23 protein-coding genes are annotated in these 24,692 nt (G+C 53.7%); 17 read left to right on the top strand and 6 right to left on the bottom strand.

Features of this window, described 5'->3' with window-relative positions; genetic code table 11:
* Nucleotides 1-9: 9 nt before the first annotated feature.
* The 3 genes from HCX89_RS06275 to HCX89_RS06285 are packed head-to-tail and all read left to right on the top strand — an operon-like array spanning nucleotide 10 to nucleotide 2,288.
* A complete protein-coding gene (locus HCX89_RS06275; protein WP_025011238.1) occupies nucleotides 10-414 on the top strand; it encodes a biopolymer transporter ExbD in 405 nt (134 codons plus the stop codon).
* Between the two features lies 1 nt (nucleotide 415).
* Nucleotides 416-1,036, top strand: coding sequence for an energy transducer TonB (locus HCX89_RS06280; RefSeq protein ID WP_025011239.1), 621 nt, complete (start codon nucleotides 416-418; stop codon nucleotides 1,034-1,036).
* Nucleotide 1,037: 1 nt separating this feature from the next.
* A complete protein-coding gene (locus HCX89_RS06285) occupies nucleotides 1,038-2,288 on the top strand; it encodes a lipopolysaccharide assembly protein LapB (protein ID WP_025011240.1) in 1,251 nt (416 codons plus the stop codon).
* A gap of 49 nt (nucleotides 2,289-2,337) precedes the next feature.
* Here HCX89_RS06285 and HCX89_RS06290 read toward each other — a convergent pair whose 3' ends face one another.
* On the bottom strand, nucleotides 2,338-2,847 hold the full coding sequence (locus HCX89_RS06290; protein ID WP_025011241.1) for a diguanylate cyclase: 510 nt from the start codon (nucleotides 2,845-2,847) through the stop codon (nucleotides 2,338-2,340).
* A 79-nt stretch (nucleotides 2,848-2,926) separates the two neighbouring features.
* Between HCX89_RS06290 and HCX89_RS06295 the strand changes: the two genes are divergently transcribed.
* From HCX89_RS06295 to HCX89_RS06320, 6 genes are all read left to right on the top strand, one after another.
* On the top strand, nucleotides 2,927-4,762 hold the full coding sequence (locus HCX89_RS06295; RefSeq protein WP_107110616.1) for a DUF885 family protein: 1,836 nt from the start codon (nucleotides 2,927-2,929) through the stop codon (nucleotides 4,760-4,762).
* Between the two features lie 195 nt (nucleotides 4,763-4,957).
* Entirely contained in the window at nucleotides 4,958-5,236 is a 279-nt protein-coding gene (locus HCX89_RS06300) for a peptidylprolyl isomerase (RefSeq protein ID WP_167715383.1), read from the top strand.
* Nucleotides 5,237-5,251: 15 nt separating this feature from the next.
* Entirely contained in the window at nucleotides 5,252-5,785 is a 534-nt protein-coding gene (locus HCX89_RS06305) for a GNAT family N-acetyltransferase (protein WP_025887157.1), read from the top strand.
* An 87-nt stretch (nucleotides 5,786-5,872) separates the two neighbouring features.
* Entirely contained in the window at nucleotides 5,873-6,094 is a 222-nt protein-coding gene (locus HCX89_RS06310; protein WP_037437279.1) for an RNA-binding S4 domain-containing protein, read from the top strand.
* Between the two features lie 16 nt (nucleotides 6,095-6,110).
* On the top strand, nucleotides 6,111-6,497 hold the full coding sequence (locus HCX89_RS06315) for a ribonuclease E inhibitor RraB (protein ID WP_025011246.1): 387 nt from the start codon (nucleotides 6,111-6,113) through the stop codon (nucleotides 6,495-6,497).
* A gap of 85 nt (nucleotides 6,498-6,582) precedes the next feature.
* Nucleotides 6,583-8,544 carry an NERD domain-containing protein kinase family protein gene (locus HCX89_RS06320; protein ID WP_144224868.1) on the top strand — a complete coding sequence of 654 codons (1,962 nt, stop codon included), beginning with the start codon at nucleotides 6,583-6,585 and terminating at the stop codon, nucleotides 8,542-8,544.
* Here HCX89_RS06320 and gcvA read toward each other — a convergent pair.
* The gene (gcvA, locus tag HCX89_RS06325; RefSeq protein WP_167715385.1) at nucleotides 8,514-9,419 is read right to left on the bottom strand and encodes a transcriptional regulator GcvA; all 906 of its coding nucleotides are present in this window, start codon (nucleotides 9,417-9,419) and stop codon (nucleotides 8,514-8,516) included. The genes HCX89_RS06320 and gcvA overlap by 31 nt on opposite strands.
* Before the next feature lie 121 nt (nucleotides 9,420-9,540).
* Between gcvA and HCX89_RS06330 the strand changes: the two genes are divergently transcribed.
* The 5 genes from HCX89_RS06330 to HCX89_RS06350 all read left to right on the top strand — a co-directional run bounded on the left by HCX89_RS06330 (nucleotide 9,541) and on the right by HCX89_RS06350 (nucleotide 17,165).
* Nucleotides 9,541-10,314: a TSUP family transporter gene (locus tag HCX89_RS06330; RefSeq protein WP_144132292.1), complete on the top strand. Its 774-nt coding sequence runs from the start codon at nucleotides 9,541-9,543 to the stop codon at nucleotides 10,312-10,314.
* Between the two features lie 124 nt (nucleotides 10,315-10,438).
* Nucleotides 10,439-11,581, top strand: a complete 1,143-nt coding sequence (locus HCX89_RS06335) for an exonuclease SbcCD subunit D (protein WP_144132290.1) — start codon at nucleotides 10,439-10,441, stop codon at nucleotides 11,579-11,581.
* Complete coding sequence (locus HCX89_RS06340) at nucleotides 11,578-14,736, top strand: AAA family ATPase (RefSeq protein WP_167715387.1); 3,159 nt, start codon at nucleotides 11,578-11,580, stop codon at nucleotides 14,734-14,736. The genes HCX89_RS06335 and HCX89_RS06340 overlap by 4 nt, the downstream gene beginning before the upstream one ends.
* Before the next feature lie 209 nt (nucleotides 14,737-14,945).
* Nucleotides 14,946-16,190 carry a peptidoglycan DD-metalloendopeptidase family protein gene (locus HCX89_RS06345; protein WP_167715442.1) on the top strand — a complete coding sequence of 415 codons (1,245 nt, stop codon included), beginning with the start codon at nucleotides 14,946-14,948 and terminating at the stop codon, nucleotides 16,188-16,190.
* Between the two features lie 123 nt (nucleotides 16,191-16,313).
* Nucleotides 16,314-17,165 (top strand): alkyl sulfatase dimerization domain-containing protein, encoded by an 852-nt coding sequence (locus HCX89_RS06350; RefSeq protein WP_144132288.1) that lies wholly within the window; start codon nucleotides 16,314-16,316, stop codon nucleotides 17,163-17,165.
* Between the two features lie 47 nt (nucleotides 17,166-17,212).
* On the opposite strand, the gene HCX89_RS06355 is transcribed toward HCX89_RS06350, so the two are convergent.
* The 4 genes from HCX89_RS06355 to HCX89_RS06370 form a co-directional block, all read right to left on the bottom strand.
* Complete coding sequence (locus tag HCX89_RS06355) at nucleotides 17,213-17,617, bottom strand: hypothetical protein (protein ID WP_028780776.1); 405 nt, start codon at nucleotides 17,615-17,617, stop codon at nucleotides 17,213-17,215.
* Between the two features lie 307 nt (nucleotides 17,618-17,924).
* Complete coding sequence (locus tag HCX89_RS06360; protein ID WP_144132287.1) at nucleotides 17,925-18,434, bottom strand: M48 family metallopeptidase; 510 nt, start codon at nucleotides 18,432-18,434, stop codon at nucleotides 17,925-17,927.
* A 4-nt stretch (nucleotides 18,435-18,438) separates the two neighbouring features.
* Nucleotides 18,439-18,876, bottom strand: coding sequence for a DUF3010 family protein (locus HCX89_RS06365; protein WP_025887164.1), 438 nt, complete (start codon nucleotides 18,874-18,876; stop codon nucleotides 18,439-18,441).
* 49 nt (nucleotides 18,877-18,925) lie between these two features.
* The gene (locus tag HCX89_RS06370; protein WP_144132286.1) at nucleotides 18,926-20,281 is read right to left on the bottom strand and encodes a DEAD/DEAH box helicase; all 1,356 of its coding nucleotides are present in this window, start codon (nucleotides 20,279-20,281) and stop codon (nucleotides 18,926-18,928) included.
* 218 nt (nucleotides 20,282-20,499) lie between these two features.
* On the opposite strand from HCX89_RS06370, the gene rssA reads away from it, so the two are divergent.
* From rssA to nrdD, 3 genes are all read left to right on the top strand, one after another.
* A complete protein-coding gene (gene rssA / locus HCX89_RS06375) occupies nucleotides 20,500-21,447 on the top strand; it encodes a patatin-like phospholipase RssA (RefSeq protein ID WP_044734731.1) in 948 nt (315 codons plus the stop codon).
* A 158-nt stretch (nucleotides 21,448-21,605) separates the two neighbouring features.
* Nucleotides 21,606-22,349: a hypothetical protein gene (locus HCX89_RS06380; protein WP_167715389.1), complete on the top strand. Its 744-nt coding sequence runs from the start codon at nucleotides 21,606-21,608 to the stop codon at nucleotides 22,347-22,349.
* 210 nt (nucleotides 22,350-22,559) lie between these two features.
* Entirely contained in the window at nucleotides 22,560-24,677 is a 2,118-nt protein-coding gene (gene nrdD, locus HCX89_RS06385) for an anaerobic ribonucleoside-triphosphate reductase (RefSeq protein WP_167715391.1), read from the top strand.
* Nucleotides 24,678-24,692: the final 15 nt, after the last annotated feature.

A 24,692-nucleotide genomic window follows, 5' to 3' on the forward strand; every position in this document is an offset into this window, starting at 1 on the left:
AGATTGAACATGGCACGTAAGAAGCATTCCAGTGTAGAAGAGGAAGCACAGATCGATATGACCCCGATGCTCGACATCGTGTTCATCATGCTGATCTTCTTCATTGTGACCACCTCGTTTGTGAAGCCATCCGGTTTGGACTACAACAAACCCAAGGCGTCTACAGCGACTTCAAAACCTTCGGCGAACATCTTTATCGGCGTCAGCAAAACCGGCGTGATCATGATGGAAAACCGTCAGGTTGATATTGAACGAGTAACCGCTAACGTAGAACGTATGTTGGCGGAGGCACCAGAAGCCGCCGTTCTGATCCAGGCAGACAAAGAAGCCCAACACGGCTTGGTTGTTAAGGTACTGGATCAGGTGAAGGCTGCTGGTATTGATAAGGTCTCGGTATCTGCGGGGAACGACTGATATGTTAAGAGCACTAGTATCTATCATTATTGGTGCTGCTGTGACTTTTGGTCTGTTCTGGTTTATGGCATTCCTGGTCGGAGGTGGCGCACAACGTGGCGACACCTCAGCCGAAACGCCAGTTATCGAGATCACAATGGACAAGCAGGATTCGAAGGCACAGAAGAAACCAAGGGTGACACCTAAGCCACCCCCACCACCAGAACAGCCACCGAAGCCAGCGGAAACGCCACCGGATAGCTCTTCTGATATTGATACCAATATGTCATTCAATATGGGTGGAGTAGAAGCAGGCGGTCCAAGCACAGGCTTTAAGCTGGGCAACATGATGACCCGTGACGGTGATGCAACACCTATAGTGCGGGTTGAACCTCAGTATCCCATTGCTGCGGCGCGTGACGGTAAAGAAGGTTGGGTACAACTTCGCTTTACCATCAACGAACTCGGTGGTGTTGAAGATGTTGAAGTTATCCAGGCTGAACCGAGAAGGATCTTTGATCGTGACGCGGTTCGTGCACTGAAGAAGTGGAAGTACAAGCCGAAGATTGTTGACGGTAAGCCGATGAAGCAACCCGGTATGACAGTTCAGCTGGACTTCACCCTGAACCAAGGAGACAGATAAGATGCAAAAAGTGAATAAGCTTGCTGCAGCCATGCTGTTGACTTTGACAGGCAGTGCAGTGCTGATGGCGCCAATCGCCCAGGCCGCTGAGAAGTGTCCTATCGACCAGCGTCAGGCCAAGGCTGTGGGTCAAACTGCTGCCAAAAAGGTGCAGAGATCCTTTGAAGCCTATCAGGACGGTAATCTGGACGAAGCAATCGCCGTATTGCTGGAAGCCAATGCCCGTAACGACTTCGACAAGGCCTATATCGCCCGTATGTTGGGTAACTTCTACGCTGAAAAAGGTCAGATGGGCACCTCCATCAAGTACCTGAAACAGGCGGTAGAAGCCGATATCCTCGGCGGAACCGACCACAGTGCAACGCTGAAGTTGTATGCGGATCTGCTGCTGCAGGAGAAGAAGTTTAAAGAAGCTATCACCTACTATAACAAGTGGATGGACTTCTCCTGTAAGCAAGATCCTGTGGTCTACCGTCGTATCGGTATTGCCTATACAGAATTGAAAGACTATCCAAACGTGCTGAAAACAGCGGACAAAGGTTTGTCACTGGCGGAAAAGCCTGACAAGAACCTTTATCAGCTTAAGTTCCAGGCTTACTTCAACCTCAAGCAGTACAAGAAAGCGGTTGGTGTTCTGGAAACTATGGTACCCCTGTTTCAGGACGATAAGCGTCTTTGGGTTCAGTTGGCTCAGCTCTATCTGCTGACCGAGGACTTCGACAAGGCAACAGTGACTTACGATCTGGCCTATCAGAACGGTTTCCTGGAAACCGCTGATAACATCACTCGTTTGTCGCAACTGTTGGCGTCCAAAGGTTCGGCTTATCGCGGCGCTGTGATTTTCGAGAAGCACATGAAACAAGGGCTTATCGAAAAGAATGAGAAAAACCTGTCTATGTTGGCCGGTTTCTTCCACAACGCCAAGGAGCTGAAGAAGGCCGCGGCCTATTATGGTCAAGCAGCTGCTGCCGGTAACGATGGCAAGCTGTACCTGAAACAAGGCCGTCTGCTGGCCTTGGATCAGCAGTTCAAGGAAGCGATTCCGGTATTCAAGCAAGCGCTGGATGCCGGACTGCAAAACCCAGGCGAAGCTCAGTTTGAGCTGGCACTGGCCTACTTGAACCTGAAAGACTATAAGTCGGCTTACCGCCGTGCCGAATTGGCCTCCAAGGATTCCAAGACTGCACGTAGCGCCACCAGCTACCTGTCATACATAAAAGAGAAAGCGCGGATCCACAACGTTTCGCTCTAATGTGATGTCAGTGAAAAGCCCCGCAAGGGGCTTTTTTATTGTCTGAGTGTCAATGAACTTCCTTGACCCTTGAAAGGGCGCTGTCCTGCTCTTCCAACTGATGGCTCAAGGTTTCGACGTCAATAAACAGGGTTTCGGGTTTCAATTCTTTGTTGGGTAAGCAAATACAGGCCGCCAGGCGATAATCCAGCCGAAGATGATGAAATTTGCTGTACTCTTCGCTGAAGGCCTTGAGCTTTTCATTAATTCGCTCAATCACTTTCTCTGTCCCCATTTTATCGACGTTGAACAGACCAAGGGCGAACAGATGGTGGTTCATGCGCCCCAGTAGATCGGTATTGCGCAGCAAGGCTTCCTGCACCTGTTTGGCAAAGAATTCCAGCAGGTGAGGTTGGTTAACTGTTTCATGTATGTGAGGGCAAAGATACAATAGCGCCAGACTCTGGTGATCTCGCAGATGGCGATACCATTCACGGTGAAAGACTTCCATAAAATAGGTCCGGTTATAGACCCCGGTTTCCGGATCCCTGAAACCCGAGTTACTGAAGGAATAAATCATGGGTTGGCTCCGAGCTAGTGACTGCTACAAGTATAGTTAACCAATCCATCTACTGAGTTGTGACAGGAGAATAACGACAATGAAAAAAGGGTTTTTGCTGTGCTCTATTATTTTGGCGTTGAGCGCTTGCTCCAAAGAGGAGAGCACTTTGGTGACTCAGCCACAGGCGGAGCAACAGCCCGCTGCGGCAATGGCACAAACGGCAGAGCAGGCTTATCTCGCCATGGTGGATCAGTTCTTCAAGGACTACCTCAAGCTTGAGCCCATCTATGCTACCTTTGTTGGGGTCAATGATTATAACGATACCTTCGGTGGTGACCTCTCCGAGGCTTACCTCAAACAGCGCCATGAACTCAATAGCCGCTACGCCGCCCAGGCCAAGACCATAGATAGACAAGCCTTGCCCGAACAGTTGCAACTCAGTTACGACATGTTTGTCTATGACAGGGACATGGCGTTGGTGGATGAAACCTTCCCCAGCCGTTTTATGCCAATAAGCCAGTTCTACAGCACAGTGATTACCATGGTGCAGCTTGGCAGCGGTGAGAGTGCCCAGCCTTTCAATACCCCGCAGGATTACGCCAACTGGCAGCAGAGGGTGAAAGGTTTTGTCAAATGGACTGAGCTGGCGAAACAGCGTATGGATGAGGGCATTGCCAGCAAGGTTGTGCTGCCACGGGTATTGGTCGAGCGGCTTATCCCTCAGTTGCAAGCACAGTTGGTGGATAAGCCTCAAGACAGTATCTTCTACGCCCCGGTGACCAAGATGCCCGAGAGCTTCAATGCCGCCGAGCGTGCCTTGATTGAGCAGGAATATCAACAGATGATCAGCCAAGAGTTGCTGCCGGCTATCGCCTCACTCAAGCAATATTTTGAGCAAACCTATCTGCCAGCCTCGCGGGCCACTGACGGTTGGTGGGCGCTGCCTAACGGTAAAGTCTGGTATCAACATCTGGCCAATGCCCATACCACAACCACTATGGCGGTGGACGATATTCATCAAATCGGCCTCAAGGAAGTGGCGCGGATCCTCGATGAGATGGACAAGGTGCGCCAGCAAGTGGGTTTTGAAGGTGATCTCAAGGCCTTCTTTGCTTCACTGTCATCCGAGCCAGAGTACTTCTTCAGTGACAAGCAGGGCTTAATTGACGGCTATATGGTGCTCAAGGACAAGATCAATGCCGTACTGCCCGGCTACTTCAATGTGATGCCCAAGGCCGACTATGTAGTTAAGCCGGTTGAAAGCTTCCGTGAAAAATCGGCCGCCGGAGCCTCCTATGAAGCACCGGCCGTCGATGGCAGTCGTCCAGGGGTGTTTTACATCAACACCTATAACCTGAAAGCTCAGCCCAAGTGGGGCATGACCACTTTGTCATTGCATGAAGCGGCGCCGGGTCACCACTTCCAAATAGCCATCAAGCAAGAGCTGCAGGGCGTGCCTGAGTTCCAGCGTTTCAGCGGTTACACCGCCTTTGAAGAGGGCTGGGCCCTCTATGCCGAATATCTTGGAATAGAGATGGGGCTGTTTGAAGACCCATACCAGTATTTCGGCAAGCTCTCGGATGAAATGCTGCGGGCGATGCGTCTGGTGGTGGATACCGGCCTGCATGCCAAGGGCTGGAGCCGTGAACAGGCGATTCAGTATATGAAAGACAACTCTCCGCTGGCAGAAAGCGACATTATCGCCGAGGTGGAGCGCTATATGGCAATTCCTGGTCAGGCGCTGTCTTATAAAGTCGGTCAGCTGAAGATCCTGGAGCTTAGAGCCCGGGCCGAGAAAGCCCTGGGGAACGACTTCGATCTCAAGGCCTTCCACGATCAAATTCTCACCACTGGCTCCTTACCCATGGCGGTGATGGAAGCCAAGATAGATCTCTGGATAGAAAAACAGCTGAAGCAGAAAGCATCAGCCTGAGACCAGAGTTAAGTCGAGTCTTTGATAAGCAAACTCAAAACGCCGCCATCAGACGGCGTTTTTCATTTTCAATTCAAGGCTTGCCATTATTGTTGTGTCAGTTAACTTCTGACACAGAATGATATTATACTGGCTGGCCTTGTTCGGTGAACCACCGAAAAAGGCCACTTGGCCAAGATTACTGAGGAGCAAATTATGGTGCAGGCAATAGCAAGACATCTACTGGTAAAGACCGAAGAGGAATGTGCCAGCTTGAAGCAACAGATTATCGATGGCGCCGATTTTGCCGAGTTGGCCCGTAAACATTCCGCCTGCCCTTCAGGAGCCCAAGGCGGTGAGCTGGGCTCTTTCGGCCCGGGTATGATGGTGCGTGAGTTTGATGAAGTGGTATTCAGCGCGCCGCTTAATGAAGTACAGGGGCCGGTCAAAACCGCTTTTGGTTTTCACCTGCTTGAAGTCACCAGTCGCGATTAAGCACGGGTTAAGCAAGTGATAGAAATCTATACCGATAGACTCAGGCTCAGGACTCTGACGGCGCAAGATTGGCCGGCGTTTCTGGCGCTGCATTGCGATCCTGAGGTGGGCCGCTTTGTACGTGAGCCGGAGCCGCAGGAGCAGATTAAAGCCAAGTTTGAGCAGCGAAGCCAGCCTTGGCGTTACGAGTCCGGGGATTGGCTGACGCTGGTGATTGAAGAACTGGGCAGCGACTGCTTTGTCGGCTTGACCGGCTTTTACTGTGTCGATCCTGAGCTGGCGCAGGCCGAGGTAGGTTACCTGTTGCATCCGGATATGCAAGGGAAGGGCTATGCCACAGAGTCGCTGCGCGGGGTAATAGATTGGGGCTGTTTGAGCTTCAATATTCACAAGTTCATCGGTCACTGCGCCAATGACAATTTGGCTTCGGCCAAGGTCATGGAGAAATGTGGCTTCGAGCTTGAGGGAATATTGCGGCACAACTTCCGTATCGGCGATCTTTGGGTGGATGACAGGGCCTATGGCCTGCTCAGCGATGAGCGTCGTTGACTTCTCTCCCCCAAGCGGATGCTTGCTGCTATAATCCGCCCCAAATCGAGTTAATTCCAGCAAGGCAAGATCACAGTGACACAGAAAATGAGCGAATTCACCCTCAATAGCGGCGATGAGTATATTGAGCTTTATAAGGTGCTGAAGGCAGAAGGCATGACCAGTGCCGGCGCCGAGGCCAAGCATGCAATTGCCGAAGGGCTGGTGCTGGTCAATAACGAGGTTGAAACCCGCAAGCGCAAGAAACTGCTGCCGGGCGATCTGGTCAGCTTCAACGGCGAAACGGTTAAAATAGTGGCGGCGCAATAAGCGCAAGGGGAACAGAATGCAATTTCCAGATGATGACAACGGCAAGATGCTGCAGGCAATGCAGGAGTCGGGTATCGACTTGAGCAAGCCTTTGGATGTGGACTTTTTCCTGGTGTTTGATGATCAGCGCGACGCTGAATCGGCATTGGAAGACCTGAGTCAATCCGAGCAGGCAGGCGAAGTTGAGCTGCAGTTCAACGAAGAGATTGAAAAGTGGGAGCTGATTGTCTGCATCAATATGGTGCCCGAGTATCAGGCTTTGGTGGCGCGCGAAACCGAGCTGAACAGCTTTGCCGCCGAGTTTGATGGTATGACAGATGGCTGGGGCGTGATGCAGCATCAGGACGGCGATGACGAGTTTGCCGATGATGACCACGAGTGCGATGAGCACTGCCACCACTGAAGATAAGTGAATTTTTCCTGAGCCACCCAAATTTGGGTGGCTTTTTATTCTGCACTCACGGATTGCCAATCTCAGGGAGAGTGATATGGCCAAACACATCAGTTTTGGAACCCCGGTCAACGACGCCGAGCGCTGGGCCTTTGAACTGCTGGGTGATGAGTTACCCAAAGATTATCTGCTGCTGACCAATATTGAGATCCCGACTCAGTCCGGGCAAGCGATGGAGGTGGATGCTCTGGTGGTCGGCGAGTGGGGCGTGTATGTCATCGATGTCAAAGGCTATATCGGCCGACTCAATGCCGGTCTGCACGCTTGGTCGCTGGATGGTCGCGAGGTGGACAACAGCCTGTCCAAGGCCAATTATGTTGCCAGAGTTTTGGCCGGTAAGCTGAAGAATAAGATCCCGGTCGGTGTCTATGCTCCCTGGTGCCAAGGCATGGTATTTGTAACAGGTCACAAGGGCGAAGCCATAGAGCTGGAGAAGCAGGACGGTGCCCTGAGCATCTATACCCCAAGGCAGATCATCGCTGCGCTTACCAAAGAGTGGGGCCTGACGGCTCCCCATAAGCACCAGATCAATCAGCGTCAGAAAGAGGCGGTGTTGGACACTCTGGGGCAGGTGGCTCTGGTGGAACAGCGCAACAATAAAATACAGGATTTTATCAAGCTCAAATGCCTGTTCCTGCAAAGTGGCCTCGAAGTCTGGCAGGCCGAGTACAATCCCGGCGGCTGGACCGCGCCCTGGCTGCTGAAAATTCTGATCCCTACCCATTTCGAGCAGCTTTCTGAAGCAAGACAGCATGAAGAGCGGCTGCGGGGGGAGTTTCAACGGTTACAGAAACTGTCCGGTTGCAGCGGCGTGCCTTACTCTGCGCCCCTTATTCAGGATGGCGAGCAGTTGGTGTTGCCTATTCGCATGCCAAGAGGTGTGCCTATTCATCTGCTGGAAATCGAGCGGCTCAGCATCTATCAACTGCTGGAGATACTGCGCCGCGGGGCCACCAGTCTGTCGCAAATTCATCGGCGTAATATCTGTGTCGGTGGCTGGGATGAGCACTGCCTGTTTATCGGTGATGATGGCGAAGTCGAGTTTATCGATATCCGTGATGACATCAGTATCGACGAGGATCTCAGGCGCTATGCTGAGCGATTCTTGCCCCTGGCGCTGGCCACTCATCAGCCACGTATCTATCTCTGGTTCCAGCGAGTCGCGGCAGGGCGGGGCGCGGATCTTGATGAGCTTAGAGCCGACCTCAGCGCGCTTATCGAAACCGGAGTCTGTGACAGCCTGGATAGTGATACAGAGATAGCCGAGGGCAGCGTTATCGACCATCACTTCCGCCTCGAAGAAGCTATCTATCAGGCAGCTCACAGTGAACTCTGGCGCGCCACTCACCTTCAGGGACAGTTCGATGTCGGGCTGTCTGTCTACCGCTTTTTGCAGCAGGACTGGCCCGGTCTAAATCATCAATACCGCAGCCTGAGCCGCATTTATCACCCCAATGTGGAGCGGGTATTGGCCTTTGGCGAACTTGGCGGCAGCGACAGGGTCTTCATTGCCAGGGCCTGGGAGCGGGGAGTTGCTTTGGATTGCGCCGAGATCCAATCGCCGCAACAGGTGATAGACTGGTTTCGGCAGTTGCTGACGGCGCTGCAGTATCTCCACAGATTGGATATCTTCCATCGTGCCATCTGCCCGAAGAATATTGTTTGCAATGGCGACAGCGCCGTGCTTTTGAACTTTGGCCTGGGTCAGGACATAGCGGCCAGACACTATGCTGCTCAATATGCTGACCCGGATCTCTGGGCCCTTGAAGGGGATGCCGAACGGGATCTCTATGGTTTGGTGGCCAGTTTTATTGATGTGTTGACCCCTATAGAGCTCAAGGGCGATGCAGGCCCTGCGGGTATGCTCAGGGCTCTTGATGCCTTCGATCCCCGTTGGTTGGGAGAGTCTTTGTTTGCCATGTGCCACAAAGTGCTGCGCTTTGAGGTCAGTCTGACGGACAATGCCGACTACTTGCCACTGTTTGGCTTCAAGCGGTAGGGCGCAAACTCAGACAGCAGCCAATCGATAAATAGTGCCGATTTACGTGGCAGGCTGCTGGACTTGGGGGTTAACAGATAATAGCTGTAGGGGCTGACAAAGGGCGCGTCAAAGGGGATCACCAGAGTGCCGGCCTTGAGCTGATCTTCGATAAAGAAACGCGGGATCAGCGCCGCCCCCATGCCGCTGGCGGCGGCCTGACTCAGCATATAGAAATGCTCGACGCCAAACTTCTGCTCTGTGGTCAATGTTATCCCCAGTTGCCTGGCCCAGTAAGGCCAAAGCTCAGGACGGGTGGTGTGCTTCAGCAGCGTCACCTGGTTGATGTCCTCGGGCCGTTTCAATTTAGGGGCCAGCAGCGGCGAGCATACCAGGCACAGCTCTTCATCCATCAGTTTGATCACATTCATCCCCTGAGGCTCGCTGGTGGCGGAGCGAATGGCAATGTCGTAGCGACCATTGGCAAAGTCGACAGCGAAGTCGCCTATAGTGAGATCCACGTACAGCTGTGGAAAGCGTGACTTGAACTCCTCCATTCTCGGGATCAACCAGTTGATGGTCAGGCTGGGTAACACATTGATGGCCAGGGTCTGCGCCTTGAGGCTTTGACGTTTCAGCTCGGCGGTGGCATTGGCCAGGGTCTGCAGTGCTGCCTGCACCTGCGGCAGGTATTGTCGCCCCTCATCTGTGAGCGCCAGTTGCCTGTGTTGACGCACAAACAGGCTGAACCCCAGGAAGTTCTCAAGTAGGCGCACCTGTTTGCTGATGGCACCGTGGGTCACATACAACTCCTGCGCCGCGAGGGTGATGCTTTGTAGCCTTGCCGCTGCCTCGAATGAACGCAGGGCATTGAGAGGAGGTAATTCCTGAAGCATATTTTCTCCGCTGTTTTTATGTGAGAAAATCTCACACATAGGCGAGAATAACTCCTTTGCCTTTTGGGGGCAAACTGCGTCTAATAGCAATCCTTCAACTCTGTACTCGACAACATAAAAAATGGCATTTGAACTCACTCTGCAATTGGCTACGGTTCTGTTTTTTGTCGCCCTGGTGGCGGGCTTTATTGACTCTATCGCCGGTGGCGGTGGTCTGTTGACTATTCCGGCGCTTATGTGGGCCGGACTGCCTCCGGCGGCGGCGCTTGGCACCAACAAGCTACAGGCCTGTGGTGGCAGTTTCTTCGCCAGTCTTTACTTTGTGCGTAAGGGAATGGTGAAGCTGGGGGAGATGAAACTGGCAATTGGCTGCGCCTTTGTCGGCGCCTCAGTCGGTACGATTCTGGTTCAGCTGATAGATGCCAGTGTGCTGGAGTTGGTGCTGCCGTTTCTTATCCTGGCTATTGGTTGTTACTTCCTGTTTTCAAAGAAAATTACTGAAGATGACCGTGCCAGGGTTCTGACCCCGGGGGTATTTGCCCTTACCGCCGCACTCGGGGTGGGTCTGTATGATGGCTTTTTCGGCCCGGGCACCGGCAGCTTCTTTGCCCTGGCGTTTGTGTCTCTGGCGGGTTTCGGCCTGGCCAAGGCGACGGCTCATGCCAAGGTACTGAATTTTTCCACCAATATTGCTTCGCTCATCTTTTTTGCCCTCGGCGGCAAGGTGGTGTGGCTGCTGGGATTGGTGATGCTGGCAGGGCAGGCAGCAGGGGCGACTCTGGGCTCACGTCTGGTGATCACCAAGGGCAGCAAGATCATCAAGCCGCTGGTGGTGGTCATGTCGCTGGTCATGAGCCTCAAGCTGCTGGCCGATCAATATCAGTGGAGTTTTTAAGCCCAAATAAGACAGACGGCTGAGTGGTAAGCACTCGGCCGTAGAACCTCGGCCGGCGCATATACTCTTGCATTGATTTTGCATACCATAAGGCTCACGTATCCGCCTGCAATCTTAGCGCCCAATGAAATTTATCCATACCTCGGACTGGCATATCGGTCGGCAACTGCACAACGAGTCGCTACTGGATGAGCAAGCTCATATGCTTGAGCAGATAGTGGCGCTTGCCGCTGAGCATCAGGTTGATGCCCTGGTGGTTGCCGGTGACATATACGACCGCTCGATCCCGCCTGCCAGCGCGGTTGCCCTGCTGGATAAGTTCCTCAATATCCTGCTCAATGAGCATCAAATTCCTGTGCTCATGATAGCCGGCAATCACGACGGTCAGGAGCGGCTCGGATTTGCGGCGCGGCAAATGGCCGCCAGTGGCCTTTATATTAGCGGCCCGCTGCAAGCGCAAGTTAAGCCGCTTATCCTCAAAGGCCGTGACGGCGATGCCTGTTTCTATCCCATTCCCTATGCCGAGCCGGCGCAGGTACGGCATGTGCTTGAGGTGGATGCCAGCAGCCACCAGCAGGCGATGGCCTGCTTGCTGGAGCAGGTTCAGGCGCACGATAGCCAAGGCCTGCCCAAGGTCGTGGTGGCCCACTGTTTCCTCGATGGCGGCAATGAGTCTGAATCCGAGCGGCCCTTGAGTATCGGCGGCGCCGATAAAATCGACCCTGCACTCTTTTGCGGCTTTGACTACGCGGCGCTCGGGCATCTTCATGGCCCGCAATACAAGGGCGCCGAGCACGTGCGCTATTCGGGCTCGCCGCTGAAATATTCCTTCAGTGAACACAAACAGAAAAAATCCGTGACTCTGGTGGAGCTGAGCGCAGGTAATCCCCCCAAAATCACCCTGCTAGCGCTAAAACCCAGGCGGGATGTGAGGGTGATTGAAGGCCTGCTCGATGAACTGCTGCAACAGGGCGAAAAAGATCCGGGGCGGGAAGATTACCTGATGGTGCGCCTGCTCGATACCCAGGCGCTGCTGGATCCCATGGGCAAGCTGCGCGGCGTCTATCCCAATGTGCTGCATCTGGAGCGCACGGGCCTGATGTCCCGGCAACAGGGGCAGGAGATTGGCCGCGACAGAATCAAAAAAGGCGAGCTCGACATGTTCAGCGATTTTTTCAGTCAGGTACAGGGTGAGGCCATGACAGAGGCGCAGCAGCAGACCATGAGCCGTTTGATTGAAGAGTTGCACAGGGAGCAGGAACAATGAGACCGCTGATTTTGGAAATGCGCGCCTTCGGCCCCTTCGCCGATTGTCAGCGCATCGACTTTACCGAGCTGGGTGACAAGCCGCTGTTTCTGATCAATGGCCCCACAGGGGCGGGCAAGACCACGATTCTGGATGCCATCTGTTTTGCCCTGTACGGCAAAACCACAGGTAACGAGCGGGAAGGCAGCCAGATGCGTTGCGATAATGCCGATGACGGCCTGCTCACCGAAGTGTATTTCAGTTTTGAATTGGGGCAAAAACGCTACAGCATTCGCCGCTGTCCCGAGCAGCAAAGAGCTAAAAGCCGCGGTGATGGTTTTACCCTGCAAAAGAGCGAGGCGGAACTCAAGCGGCTGTTGCCCGATGGCACCGAAGAGTTGCTGGTGGCCAGTAAGGTCACGGATGCCAACGCTTGCATTGAAGAGCTTACCGGCCTGGATGTGGATCAGTTTCGCCAGGTGATGGTGCTGCCCCAGGGCAAGTTCCGCGAGCTTTTGCTGGCGGACTCCAAAGAGCGGGAAAAGATCTTCAGCCAGCTGTTTCAAACCCATATCTACCGCCGTATTGAAGAGCGCCTCAAACAGCAGGCGCTGGAAATCAAGGCAAAGGCCAGAGACTTGCAATCACGCCGCGCCGGGATTTTGGAAACTGCCGGTGTCGAGAGTCTCGAGCAGTTGACCGCGGAAATTGCCGCTGTGACCCCCTCTTTGACCGAAGCGACAAGTAACAAACAAAAAGCCAGCGATGCCTTGGCCCAGAGTGCCAAGACGCTCGATAACGCCAAGGCGTTAACCGCCGAGTTTGAGCGCCGCAAGCTGCTGCAAACCCAGCTTAATGCGCTTGAGGAGCGGCGCGCTGAAATCGAGCTGCATCAGCAGACATTGGAGAATGCCCGCAAGGCTGAAAAGTTGCTGCCAAGCCTCAAAGAGTTGCAGTTTCGCCAGCAGGAGTGGCAGCAGGCTAAAGCCAAGGAAGCTGACTATGCCAAGCAGTTGCAGAGCGCTGAGCTGCGTCTGAAACAGGCTACAGATGATAAAGCTACACTCGCCGAGTTGGATGAGCACGCTAATAAGCTGCGACGGGAGCTTGAACAACTCGACAAGCTGCAGCCGGCCATTAACGAGCTCAAGCAACTGACCGAGGAGCATGAGCTTGGCCTAGTGGAGCTTGGGCGTCTTGAGCGGGCAGAGCAGCAGAGCCGCACTGAGCTGGAACAATGGCAGCAGCAACAGCAAAGACTCAAGTCAGAGGCGAACGAACTATTCTCAAGCGCCGAGCGCCAAGGGCCGTTGCATCAGGCACTGGCGGCGTTGAACACTCGCCTGGAGAAGACGGAGCAGCTCGGGCACATTAAGCAAAAATGGCAGCAAGCCCAAGCTGGCCTGCAGCAGGCCGAGGCCCATGGTCATCAATGCAAGGCCGAAAGACAGAGCGCCGAAACGGAACATCAAAGGTTGCAACTGGCCTGGCATACAGGGCAGGCGGCTATTCTGGCGGCTAAGCTGCAGCCTGGGCAACCTTGCCCTGTATGCGGCGGCTTGGAACATCCGGCACCGGCCGAAATGGCGCAGGATATTCCGGGTGAAACCGAGCTCAACCGAGCGAGAGACGCCGAGCAGCAAGCCACGGCAAGGCATGAGGCGGCCCGCAGCGATTATCGCAATATCAAGCGGCAAACCGAGGAGTTGCAGCTCGAACTGCAGCGCTTGAGCGCTGAGCTACAGGCCTGTGCTGCAGCAGATGTTATGGCTGATGTTAAGACTGATGCTACGATTGATGCGGCAATGGATGCCGACTCTTATGCCAAAGCCGATCTCACTATGGAAATAGACAGGCTTGTGTCCCGGCGCAGGCAGCTACTCAATGAATTGCAACAGGCCGAAGCTGCTCAAACCCGCCTCAATAACTGCAGGCAACAATTGCAGCAGGCCGAGCAGCAAGTGGAGCAGCGACTCAAACACAGAGAGACTCAATTACAACAGTTGCAGCAGCTAAGAGAGCAGTTGAGTCTTGCGGGTGCCCGTAAAGACGCGGCGCTTGCTGCTCTGCCCAATGAATATCATTCTTTGGCAGCCGAGGCGGCGCTTGAACTGATGGCGCGGCAACTTGAGCAAAAGCAGAGTGAGTGGCAACAGCTCAAACAGCAACAACAAGATATCAATCAACAGTATACCGAGGCCGTCAGCCAGCATAAGGCACTGATGCAGGCATTGGCATCGAGCCGTGAAGACAACGCCCGGGCCGAGCAGTTTGCCATCAAAGCACAACAAACGCTTGATGATGCCCTGAAACAATCTGGATTTGCCGGCCGTCAGGCGTTGGAACAGGCGCAGCTGGATGAAGCGCAGATGCAGGCATTGGCTGAGAAGATAGAGGCCTGGCGCACTCAGCGCTCGGAGCAGCAGGCGCTGCTCAAAGCCATGGATGAGCGGCTCGCCGGACAAAGCCTGCCTGAGCTTGGGCAGCTTGAAAGCCTCTGGCAGCAACAGCAGCAGCAACTCGCCGAGGCGGAGGATGCCTGGCAGACGCTCAACAACCGAATGCAAAGCCTTAAAGGCACAGAAGCCCAGCTCAATAAAGAAGCGCTAGCCGCTCAGGCGCTGGAGCAGGAATACGCCCTTATCGGCACACTGAGTGATGTGGCCAATGGCAACAGCCATAGCAAGGTGAGTCTGCAGCGCTTTGTGCTCAGTGTCTTGCTCGATGATGTGCTGCTCGAAGCCAGTCGCCGTTTGGTGCTGATGAGCAAAGGCCGCTACCGCTTGCTACGTAAAGAGGACAGGGCCAAGGGCAATAAGGCCTCTGGTCTGGAGCTTGAGGTGGAAGATGCATACAGCTCCAAGGTGCGTCCGGTGGCCACACTCAGCGGTGGTGAGAGCTTTATGGCGGCCTTGTCGCTGGCGCTGGGGCTCTCTGATGTGGTGCAGGCTTATGCCGGTGGTATCAAGCTCGATACCCTGTTTATCGATGAAGGTTTTGGCAGTTTGGATCAGGACTCACTGGAGCTGGCGGTTCGCACCCTGATGGATCTGCAATCCAGTGGCCGCATGATAGGGGTTATCTCCCATGTATCAGAGATGAAAGAGCAGATAAGCTGCCGTATTGATATCAACAAGCATGCACTGGGCAGCAGCATTCGCCTGGTTACAGTTTGATGCAAATGGGGCAATTTTGTCGGTCAATTCCGAAATTCACCCAGTAATCATGGGGTTTTGGCGAATAATACTTGTCTCAGGGACTTTTTTTGATATAAGTTTGCAGCTGGCCCCTTGAAAACAGGGGATCCAGCTATTGGTTTTTCAGTTTGAACTCGGTGAGGCAACAGTTGCAGACAGATAGAATATCCTGGTTGAGTATGATCCCTATGCGTTTGCAGGCCTTACCCGCTTTTCACAAGAAGCTGCTGCTCAGCTCAGGTTTGTTGGTGGGTGCGGTACTGCTTTGGCCTGGAGCTCACGAAGTCACCCCACAACGTATTCCCTTGCATCTGGATATGGAAGCTCTGCTGCCTCAAGTCGGCACTGAGCCTTCGGTTGTTGAAGTCGCCGGCCCGGATTTTGAACGTGTTATCCAAAGTGGTGACACCCTCAGCGTATTGTTCCAAAAGGCAGGTGTCGGCCAGCAAACCATGTACAAGGTGTTGGAAGCCGATTTGGATATCTTGGCACTCGATACCCTGCAACCGGGTAACAGGATCCGTTTCTGGCTCGATGAGCAGGGCAATCTTACCCAGCTGGAACTCTACTTCAACGCCGCACATCAGGTGCTGTTCAAGCGCTTCGACGATGGTGGCTATGGGGTGGAAGAGATCAACATCGAAGGTTTCTGGCAAAACCGGATTGTCAGCGGTGAAATCCAGGGGTCTTTCTATCGTTCGGCGCAGCGGGTCGGCCTGAGCGCCGCCGAAATTCAAAAAATTGAGAGTCTGCTGAAGGAAAAGCTCAATTTTGCCCGGGATCTGCGTGCCGGTGACCACTTTTCAGTGCTGATGAATGATCAGTACATAGAAGGGGAGTCGACCGGTGTCAGTCAGGTGCTGGGATTACGCATTCAAAACGGTCGCAATGAAATCACCGCCTTTCAGAGCACAGATGGCAACTTCTATGATGAGAAAGGTCAGAGCCTGGCGCGGGCATTTCAGCGGATCCCGCTGGAGAAACGTTACCGTATCAGCTCATCATTCAACCCCAATCGCCGTCACCCGGTCACAGGGCGGGTTTCACCCCATAACGGCACCGACTTTGCCGTGCCGATAGGCACCAAGGTCGTGGCGCCGGGCGACGGTGTGGTGACCCTGGTAACCAATCACAGATTCGCCGGTAAATATATAGTGATAGAGCACGGCAACAAATACCGTACCCGGTATCTGCACTTGTCCAAACCTTTGGTGCACAAGGGGCAGAGAGTCAGCCGTGGCCAGGTTATTGCGCTTTCCGGTAATACCGGGCGCTCGACCGGGCCGCATCTGCATTATGAATTTCATGTTAATGGTCGGCCGGTCAACCCAATGAAGGCGGATATCCCCATGGCCAGCCAACTCTCCAAAGAGCAGATGCGTGAGTTCAGCCAATTGGTCAGTACCCGCAAGATGATGATGGATCTCGGTTAAATCCGCTTATTGGTTTTGCAGTAGCCAGCGCTCAACGGCGCTGGCTTTTTTTATAAGCAAATTTTACCCATCCAGGCCCATTTGTTAGGGTGTGGAGAAAACCTGAGTGCAACAGGAGGAAAAATGAAGTTATGGCATGCACTGGTATTAGTGTTAATGAGCCTGGCGTTGCCGGTTACGGCGGCCGAAGAGCCGCCAAAACCCTATTCTGAGCAGAGTATTTACGACAAGCCCTTGATGGAGCGCTATGTGCTCGATGAGCTCAAGTCGATACGGCAAGACATGCAGTCGCTGGAAAAACGGGTCACGGTCGATATTACCGACCGAGAGTTGGCGGTGGCCGACAAGTCGATGAACTATGCCAATGTGACTGTGACCTACTTCTTCTATCTTATCGCTGCCGCGGTGTCACTGATTGCTCTGGTAGGTTGGCAGTCACTCAAGGATATTCGCGACAAGACCCAGGAGATGGCCAACGAGAAGCTGGAGGCGATTGCTGCCCAGTATGAGAAAAAGTTTCAGGAAATGGAACGTGAGCTGAAACGCAAGAGCCGGATCATTACTGAAAACAACAAGGAAATTGAACGGATCAACGAGATACACAACCTGTGGATCCGTGCTCAACATTCGCAGACGCCGGAGCAGCGAATCGAGATCTACAACGATATCCTCAAAATACGTCCGGGCGATCTCGAGGCCTTAACCTACAAGGCCGATGCTGCCATGGAAATGGGCGAGTATCACTGGGCCTTGAGCATCTGTAACCGGGTGTTGGAAGTGGATCCCGAGAACGCCAATGCACTTTATCAGCGGGCCTGCGCCTTTACCCGCATGGGTTCGGAAGAGCAGGCGATTTCCGATCTGGAATTGGCAGTGGGCTTCAGTGCCTCACTCAGTGAGGCGGCCAAGGAGGAGAAAGACTTTGATTCCCTGCATGGCTACAAACGTTTTGACGATCTGATCAGCGACGACTGACAGTGAACCCTGCAGGCCGGGACGGTTCTTGAGGCTGAAGGCGGGCGTTAGCCTGCCTGCTGTAGCCGCTGCTGATACTTAAGGGCGCAGCGGCACAGTTTGCCCTTGAGTGCCGGGCAGCCGCCACAGGGGGATTTCTTAAAGGGTCGCAGCGCAAAGCTCATGCTGCCGGTCTGGGGTTTTAGACTGTGAAGCTGCCCAAGAGAAGGTTGATTGGCGGCAATCCAACTGCCGGCACGGTTTTTCAGTTCCGCCTTGAGCAGTTTTTTTTGTGGCTTCTTGAGTTTCTTTTGCCGGGAGAGTTCTGTGGGCAGTTGCTGCTCTAATGCGCTAACCAAGTCTTTGCCAAGGCGTTTGCGGCTGGATTTGCCAAGTGCGGGCAGCGTCTTTTTCAGCGCTTTATTGGCCTGTTTATGGCATATCTTGGAAACATGCTTGCTTATCTTGGGCATAAACCACTCCACATCTAGCCGGTATCTTCATCTGTGCCAAGGCCGGTCAAAAGAAGCTGTCAGAAGGGCACTGACGATAACTTTTGGAAAGGCTGTTTTAAAGGGAGATACCAAAAACTAAAGCTGATTTTAAATGAAAACCATTATCAGTCAATATGCGGTTGAGTTTATAACGCTTGGGCTATTTGAGGGCAGGTCTTGGCGGAAACCGCTGCGAATAACGGCTGGATAGTAGCTGGATATATTACAGGAAGCCCAGGAGCCGCTCTTTTATAACCAAGTGGCTTTTTGAATGCAGCTCTAACATTTACATTGGGTAGGGGTCTTGGTTGGCATCCAGCAAGCTGAGGTAGATCCTGAGCTCAAACTCCAACTGATGGTAGTCAGGCTCCATATAGGTGCACAGTTTGTAGAAGGCCTTGTTGTGCTCTTTCTCCCTCAAGTGCGCCAACTCATGCACCACCAACATTCGCAAAAAGGCTTCGGGTGCCCGTTTCAGGCGGGAGGAGATACGGATTTCGTTCTTGCTCTTGAGTTTATGTCCTTGCTTACGGGCGGCGTAGGTATGCAGCCCCAGCGCCTGATGGCTGAGGCTGATCTTGTCGTCGAAACACACTTTGGCAAGCGGGTTTGATTGACGTAGATAAGTTTGCTTCAGCGCCTGGGTATAGTCCCAAAGCGCTTTATCACTGCGGATCTGGTGCAACTCAGGATGGCGTTTTCGCAGGTATTCTCCCAGCTTGCCCGCTTGGCTGAGCTGCTGAACCTGCTGCTTTATCTCGTCGCTGTAATGGGCCAGATAATCAAAACCGCTCAAGGGCTCAGACCTTTTTGTAGATCCGCATCTGCTGGAAGGCGTACGCGGCGTCAAAGGCGTTTTGCTGGAACTTTTTCAGCTCCAGGCCGCTGAAGTCCACTTGCGGTGGATTGCGTTTCAGCTGCTCTTTAATGCTTTGAGGTGTCAGCATTGTTACCGGCAACTTACCCAGTTGAATGGCTGCCTCGAACTTGAAACTGGCAGAGCTGCCGGCCAACTTACCCTTGTATTCGCGCTCGATAATCACTATGTGTTCGACCTGATAGTCTTCCATCAACTTATTGAAGGCGAATTGGAACTCCCTAATCGCCTCCTGGCTGGCAGGGTTGCTCAAGGTAAATGAGTGACGGCGGCAATCGGGGACGTTGAATACGTCACCCTGGGCGCTCAGCAAACAGATGACGGCTTCGCCGCCTTTTAATTCAACAGCACAAACTTTCATGGTATTCCTTGTGGTTCATCATGTGCCGCACCGGCGGCTAATGTTAATCTTATGACTCTGAGCCGCTTTCATCGCCGTTATCTACTGGAGCGGGTTTACGCCTCATAGGGGCATCGCCCACATCCACCCCGGTAATAAAGCGCTTGTCTCTGCCGGACTTGGTCTTGCCCGGTTTAGCCGCTGTCTTGCTGCGGCCCTTGGGCTTGCCGGCCTTGGCGTTCTTGGGTTTGCTGCTCTGACGCTTGGGATCGGCCAGGCCACTGAATTTGGGTTCTAGCCCCTCAAGGGTACTGAGCTCGAAGCGGCGACCGAGAAAGTTCTGCAGCTTCTTGAAGTTGAACCAGTCCTTGGGACCCACCAGAGACAGGGCGTCGCCCTTGGCACCGGCGCGGCCGGTACGGCCGATACGGTGGACATATTCTTCGGCGAATTTGGGCATGTCGAAGTTGACCACCAAGGACACATTCACCAGATCCAGACCGCGGGAGGCGACGTCGGTTGTCACCAGAATTTGCTGCTGGCCACGGCTGAACTGATCCATTATCTGGTTGCGGGCGCTTTGGCGCAGTTCACCACTGAGCGCCACGGCGCTGTAGCCTTCTTGCTTGAGCTTCTCGGCTAATCTGTCGGTATCCTGGCGGGTGGCGGTGAAGATGATCACCTGGCGCTGTTGCTCGCGCTTTAGCAGCTCAGTCAGCAGCGCCTCTTTATGATCCAGATGGTCACAGAGGAAAATACGCTGGTGTATGTCCTGATGCTCGGCATTGGCGGCGCCAATGGCTACGTGCAGTGGATCATTGAGCAAGGTGGCGGCGATGTCATTGACCTCTTCATGTTCCAGAGTGGCCGAGAACATCAGTGTTTGACGCCGTCTATGGTTGGCAGCGTCGTTGATTGCCTTGAGTTGCGGGGCAAAGCCGAGATCCAGCATGCGGTCGGCTTCGTCAAGAATAAGCAGTTCCAGCCCTTCCAGATACAGATGGCGTTGTGACAGGTGATCGGCAATCCGTCCCGGGGTGGCGACGATAAAGTGTGGATCCCGCGCCAGCGCCTTGGCCTGATCGTTGAAGTTTTCCCCGCCAAGCACACTGATGGCTCGATATTGGGTATTGGCAACCAACAGACGCAGCTGGGCGTAGACCTGGTTGGCCAGCTCACGGGTCGGCAGGAGTATCAGTACCCTGGGATCGCGCTTGCTGAGCGCCTTGGTGGAGATCACCCTTTGCATTGCCGGCAGCAAAAAGGCCAAGGTCTTTCCCGAGCCCGTCTTGGATGAGGCCATCAGGTCTTTCCCGGCCAGTGCTACGGGAATCGCTTCACGCTGAATTTCGGTAGGCTCGTCGATACCCATATGCTTAAGGGTTTGCAGCAGACGCTGATCCAGCGAAAAATCGGAAAAATGCAAAGGTAAACTCCTCAATAAAAACGACCGCATATTATAACGGCTTTTGTGGCGCTGGGCATGTATTTAGTCAAAGGAGTGTCGAAACAGCGGCGACTTTTGCTTAAAAAGGTCGCAAGCTCATGGCTGAAAGCCTGCCGGATAAAATCTGGAGCCGCTCAGGCTTCGGGTGTATGCTGCTTTGGCTGAATGGCATAGCTTGGAGTTTTTAAGGAGAGAGGATGGCGCAAAGTCATAACCCTTGTATCGGTATTGCCCTCGGAAGTGGCGCCGCCAAAGGATGGGCCCACATAGGAGTACTCAAAGGTCTGGCAGCCATGGGGGTGCATCCGGCCAAGGTGGCCGGTTCATCCATAGGTGCCCTGGTCGGTGCTGCCTATGCCAATGAGCGTCTCGAAGAGCTGGAAGACTGGGTGCGCAGTTTTTCCAGTTGGGACGTGTTGGGATTGATGGATATCAGTTGGGGCCGGGGCGGACTCATCAGTGGTGACAAGGTGTTCAATGCCATTCAGGACCGCATCGGCGATCTCTTGATTGAGGAGCTCAAATATCCCTTTACAGCGGTGTCGACCGACCTCTACTCAGGGCAGGAGATCTGGTTCCGTCAGGGCGACTTGCGCCAGGCCGTCAGGGCTTCCTGCTCCATGCCGGGGATCATGTCGCCGGTGCGTCAGGGCCATCGTTGGTTGGTGGATGGCGCAGTGGTGAATCCCATTCCCGTGTCTGTGGCCAGAGCCATGGGTGCCAGTTTGGTGATAGGTGTCGATCTGCATGGTCACAGGCGCGAACAGTTGCAGGTACTGCCGGTGGCACTCAATAGTGAAGAGCACTCATTACAGAACAAAGTGGTGGGGCATTCCTCCGAGAACGGTTTTATGGATCTGTTGGCCAAGGGCAAGGATTATATTTCCGGCCTGACCGACAAGTTCTCCCTCGGCAATAAGGCTGAACCCGGCATGTTGGCTGTGATGTCACAGTCGATGGATATTCTGGAGCAGCGCCACAAGCGCGCGCGCTTGATGGGGGATCCACCGGATATCTGTATCGTGCCCAAGGTGTCTGACATAGGCACTATGGAGTTTCACCGTGCCAGTGAAGCCATTGCCGCCGGTGAGAAGGCGGTGCAGCAGGCCTCGCATCTGATTGATGCGGCGTTGGGGCGTCTCTGAAACAGGCGCTTTTTTGTTAGTGCTTGGTATGGGCACACTTCCTGCATAGTCAGCACATCATCAGCATCAAGGCGCTTCAAGGGCGATTTTTTGACAATTTTTATGACAATCTTGTCTTAAAAACAACCGCTTGGGCGTCGATATGACGGAAAACTGACATGCAGCCTATCCATTCCTCTGTGGATCCCAGATTGTCCGGGGTCGATGCCTATGGCGTCAACAATCGTCTTACCAGCGGCAGCGGCCTTTCGGTTGTCGACACTGAAACTGTCAATGACAGCAGGAGCCAGGGCTCTGCATCGGCAAACATAGGGCAGGACAGCATATCCCTCTCCAACGATGGTAAAAGAGCCGCGCGGGTGCAGGAGTTGGCCAAGGAATTTTTCGGCTCAGGCCAGTTCAGCAGTGCCGATTTACCCAAGCTTCTGGCGCGCCTAGGCGACGAAGGGCTGTTGTCTGAAAGCCAGATGGCCAGATTGCAGGGCAGCGGCCTGATGGGAGTTGATACCAAGGATAACGCCAGCCTCAAGGAGTTTATTCAAGGCCAGATTGGTTTGCTCAGACAACAGGCCAGTCAAAGCCCTTTGCTCAACGCACTCAAGGGGGCGGACAGCCTGATGGGCAATATGGGGATGATGTATACCCCATCGAGCTCTTTGGCGGCCAACAAGGTGGCAGCTCAGTTGGACGCCGTGCTCAATGGAGAAAACCAAACTGCCGAGAGCGCAGAGAACAACAGCAACAAGCTAGCGGCCAAGGCCGATTCCGCACAGCAAGATCCTCAACTGTTATCCCGGCTCAGTGGTGTCAGCGCTCTGATGCGCACCGCAGCAGCCATAGGCAGCCAGCAGCAGGGCAGTGGGCAAATCAATAGTTATCTGGCCTTGGCAAAGAGGTACTGACTAGCGGCCGTTTGGGTCTCGGTCAAGGGAAAAATCTCCACAAGTTGTGCTCGTCGGCACTAATCCCATAGTGTTGTTCATCCTCTTCAATACCATGATCCAGATCATGGTATTGAAGAGCGATTTGTCGCTTAATTCTCTACATATTGTGCTTGGTTAATAAAACACCACTATATATGGTGTTAAATAAACAACATGGAGATTAGAGAAATGCCGGTAGTGATTAAGCGGGACGGGTGCCGTACTCAGTTCGACGAAACAAGGATAAGGGATGCGGTGCTGGCAGCCTCTAGCCACTGCGGTATAGAAGATGTGGACTATGCGGCCACAGTCGCAGTGCTGGTCACCCAGGCGGTAACCGACAAGGCTGAGGTCAATATCCAGGAGTTGCAGGACAGGGTCGAAAACCTGTTGATGGAAGGGCCGTACAAGCAAGTGGCCCGTAGCTACATCGAATATCGTCACGACAGAGATATCTGCCGTGAATCCAGCAGCCGACTGAATCTGGAGATCCGCGGCCTGGTCGAGCAGAGCAACGCGACCCTGCTCAACGAAAATGCCAATAAAGACTCCAAGGTGATCCCCACCCAGAGGGATCTCCTGGCCGGTATTGTCGCCAAACACTATGCCAAACATCATATCCTGCCCAAGGATGTGGTTGCCGCCCATGAGGCCGGTGAGATCCACTATCACGATCTCGACTATTCGCCTTTCTTCCCTATGTTCAACTGTATGCTGATCGATCTCGGTGGCATGTTGACCCAAGGGTTTAAGATGGGCAATGCCGAGATTGAGACACCAAAATCCATCTCGACTGCGACCGCAGTTACCGCGCAGATCATCGCCCAGGTCGCCAGCCATATTTATGGCGGCACCACAATCAACCGCATAGATGAAGTGTTGGCCCCTTTTGTGGCCAAGAGCTACGACAAGCATTATCAAACGGCGCTCAAGTGGGGGATTACCGATGCCAAGGCGTTTGCCACAGAGCAGACCAAGAAAGAGTGTCACGACGCCTTCCAGTCGCTGGAATATGAGGTCAATACCCTGCATACCGCCAATGGTCAGACGCCTTTTGTTACCTTCGGTTTCGGTTTGGGTACCAGCTGGGAGTCGAGGCTGATCCAAGAGTCTATTTTGCGGATCCGCATGGAAGGCCTTGGCAAGAACCGCAAGACAGCGGTTTTCCCCAAGTTGGTGTTTGCCATTCGTGATGGTATCAACCATAAGGCCGGCGACTGCAACTACGACATCAAGCAGTTGGCGCTCGAGTGTGCCAGCATCCGCATGTATCCGGATATTCTCAACTATGAGCAGGTGGTCAAGGTTACTGGCTCATTCAAGACTCCTATGGGTTGTCGCAGTTTCCTTGGCACCTATGAGGAAAACGGCGAGCTGCTGCATGAAGGTCGCAACAACTTAGGCGTAGTCAGCCTGAACTTGCCGAGGGTGGCGCTGGAAGCCAAGGGTGATGAAGCCGAGTTTTATCGCATTTTGGATCTAAGGCTGGAGATGGCCCGCAAGGCGCTGGATACCCGCATCGAACGCCTTGCCAACGTCAAGGCCAGAGTGGCGCCCATTCTCTATATGGAAGGGGCTTGCGGAGTGCGCCTGCGCGGTGATGACAATATTGCCGAAATCTTCAAAAACGGCCGAGCTTCCATCTCTCTGGGCTATATAGGCCTGCATGAGACAATCAATGCGCTTTATGGTACAGACACCCATGTGTTTGACGATGAAACATTGAGGCAGAAAGCGGTTGCCATAGTGGCTCACCTCAAGGCGGCTACAGTGCGCTGGAAAGAGGAAACCGGTTATGGTTTCAGCCTCTACAGTACACCGAGCGAGAGCCTGTGCAGCCGTTTTGCCAAGCTGGATGCCAAGAGCTTTGGCCTGGTTGATGGTGTTACCGACAAGGGCTATTACACCAACAGCTTCCACCTGGATGTGGAGAAGAAGGTGAACCCTTACGACAAACTCGACTTCGAACAGCCGTATCCCGAGCTCGCCAATGGTGGTTTCATCTGCTACGGCGAATACCCGAATATGCAGCACAACCTAGAAGCGCTGGAGAATGTCTGGGACTACAGCTACAGCCGGGTGCCTTACTATGGAACCAACACACCAATAGATGAGTGTTACGACTGTGGCTTTACCGGTGAGTTTATCTGTACCAGCAAGGGCTTTACCTGCCCCAAGTGTGGCAACCATGAGCCCAGTCGGGTGTCTGTGACCCGCAGGGTTTGCGGTTATCTCGGCAGCCCGGATGCCAGACCCTTCAACCATGGCAAGCAGGAAGAGGTCAAACGTCGGGTTAAGCACCTTTAACGACAAACTGTTTTA

Source organism: Shewanella sp. Iso12 (assembly GCF_012030025.1).
GTDB classification, from domain to species: Bacteria; Pseudomonadota; Gammaproteobacteria; order Enterobacterales; family Shewanellaceae; genus Shewanella; species Shewanella algae.

What these genes read in the sequence shown, in the direction of transcription:
- HCX89_RS06275 (WP_025011238.1), top strand. Translation starts at nt 10, where the DNA reads ATGGCACGTAAGAAGCATTCCAGTGTAGAAGAGGAAGCACAGATCGAT.
- HCX89_RS06280 (WP_025011239.1), top strand. Translation starts at nt 416, where the DNA reads ATGTTAAGAGCACTAGTATCTATCATTATTGGTGCTGCTGTGACTTTT.
- HCX89_RS06285 (WP_025011240.1), top strand. Translation starts at nt 1,038, where the DNA reads ATGCAAAAAGTGAATAAGCTTGCTGCAGCCATGCTGTTGACTTTGACA.
- HCX89_RS06290 (WP_025011241.1), bottom strand. Translation starts at nt 2,847, where the DNA reads ATGATTTATTCCTTCAGTAACTCGGGTTTCAGGGATCCGGAAACCGGG.
- HCX89_RS06295 (WP_107110616.1), top strand. Translation starts at nt 2,927, where the DNA reads ATGAAAAAAGGGTTTTTGCTGTGCTCTATTATTTTGGCGTTGAGCGCT.
- HCX89_RS06300 (WP_167715383.1), top strand. Translation starts at nt 4,958, where the DNA reads ATGGTGCAGGCAATAGCAAGACATCTACTGGTAAAGACCGAAGAGGAA.
- HCX89_RS06310 (WP_037437279.1), top strand. Translation starts at nt 5,873, where the DNA reads ATGAGCGAATTCACCCTCAATAGCGGCGATGAGTATATTGAGCTTTAT.
- HCX89_RS06315 (WP_025011246.1), top strand. Translation starts at nt 6,111, where the DNA reads ATGCAATTTCCAGATGATGACAACGGCAAGATGCTGCAGGCAATGCAG.
- HCX89_RS06320 (WP_144224868.1), top strand. Translation starts at nt 6,583, where the DNA reads ATGGCCAAACACATCAGTTTTGGAACCCCGGTCAACGACGCCGAGCGC.
- gcvA (WP_167715385.1), bottom strand. Translation starts at nt 9,419, where the DNA reads ATGCTTCAGGAATTACCTCCTCTCAATGCCCTGCGTTCATTCGAGGCA.
- HCX89_RS06330 (WP_144132292.1), top strand. Translation starts at nt 9,541, where the DNA reads ATGGCATTTGAACTCACTCTGCAATTGGCTACGGTTCTGTTTTTTGTC.
- HCX89_RS06335 (WP_144132290.1), top strand. Translation starts at nt 10,439, where the DNA reads ATGAAATTTATCCATACCTCGGACTGGCATATCGGTCGGCAACTGCAC.
- HCX89_RS06340 (WP_167715387.1), top strand. Translation starts at nt 11,578, where the DNA reads ATGAGACCGCTGATTTTGGAAATGCGCGCCTTCGGCCCCTTCGCCGAT.
- HCX89_RS06345 (WP_167715442.1), top strand. Translation starts at nt 14,946, where the DNA reads ATGCGTTTGCAGGCCTTACCCGCTTTTCACAAGAAGCTGCTGCTCAGC.
- HCX89_RS06350 (WP_144132288.1), top strand. Translation starts at nt 16,314, where the DNA reads ATGAAGTTATGGCATGCACTGGTATTAGTGTTAATGAGCCTGGCGTTG.
- HCX89_RS06355 (WP_028780776.1), bottom strand. Translation starts at nt 17,617, where the DNA reads ATGCCCAAGATAAGCAAGCATGTTTCCAAGATATGCCATAAACAGGCC.
- HCX89_RS06365 (WP_025887164.1), bottom strand. Translation starts at nt 18,876, where the DNA reads ATGAAAGTTTGTGCTGTTGAATTAAAAGGCGGCGAAGCCGTCATCTGT.
- rssA (WP_044734731.1), top strand. Translation starts at nt 20,500, where the DNA reads ATGGCGCAAAGTCATAACCCTTGTATCGGTATTGCCCTCGGAAGTGGC.
- HCX89_RS06380 (WP_167715389.1), top strand. Translation starts at nt 21,606, where the DNA reads ATGCAGCCTATCCATTCCTCTGTGGATCCCAGATTGTCCGGGGTCGAT.
- nrdD (WP_167715391.1), top strand. Translation starts at nt 22,560, where the DNA reads ATGCCGGTAGTGATTAAGCGGGACGGGTGCCGTACTCAGTTCGACGAA.